Origin of the sequence: Nocardia sp. CWNU-33, from assembly GCF_046764895.1 — a bacterium.
Classification (GTDB): Bacteria; Actinomycetota; Actinomycetes; order Mycobacteriales; family Mycobacteriaceae; genus Nocardia.
Map to the genome: position 1 here is coordinate 1 of NZ_JBKOQN010000125.1, position 800 is coordinate 800.

Below are 800 nucleotides of genomic sequence, written 5' to 3' on the forward strand. Positions count from 1 at the left end.
TCCCGCGGCCGGTCGACCGGTCCCATCACGTTCTGCACGCTGCCGTGCAGAGTGTTGGTTTCCAGCCGCACCGCACTGCCCGGGCGGATACCCACCTCCAGCTCGCCCATGGAAGTTTCCAGCCGCAGCACACCACGTGAGGCTTCGTCGATGCGGATGTCGCCCTTGGCGGTCTTCGCTGTCACCGAACCGAGCGGGCGTTCGACGGTGATGTCGCCGGCGGCGATCTCCAGGTCGCACTCACCGAGTCCACCGGTGCCCAGCAGTCGGCCCACACCGGCGGTGGCCTTCAGCCGGGAGCCGGTGGGCACCTCGATGATCACCTCGATCGACGGGTTGCCACCGAACGGGGTGTAGGTCCGCCAATCCTTCGGCGCTGTCACCGTCAGGGTGCCGGCGGTGAAATCGACCCGGGTGTGCTCGGCGGCGCGCACGTCACCCTTCTTGGACTTATCGGCCGGTCGGACCTCGACGACGGTGTCGCTACGGTCGGAGGCGATGACCCGGACCTCAGCGGAGAGCACATCGACGGTGAGGGTGATCGGTTCCGGTGTCGCGAATGCGGGCATGGCGGTACTCCTTCGAACATGTGCGATGGGTGCGGTGTGTGAACTGGGTTCGTCCCCGGATGGCTTCCGTGGCCCGGGGGTTGCGGTTGCTGCGCTGTTGACAGGCATTACTTTCACCGGCCGGGTTGACACCGACCTGACACCGACCTGACAGGCTCACTGACACGGTGTTCGACCTGGTCACAGCGAACAAAGAGAGGGGTGGACAGGCACCGGTCCGGGTATTTCGCG

1 protein-coding gene is annotated in these 800 nt (G+C 66.1%); it reads right to left on the reverse strand.

From position 1 onward, the window contains the following. Positions 1 to 569 (reverse strand): DUF4097 family beta strand repeat-containing protein (locus tag ACLMAL_RS39680; protein ID WP_412003780.1); only part of this gene is annotated, 569 nt, incomplete at its 3' end. Between the last annotated feature and the right edge of the window lie 231 nt (positions 570 to 800).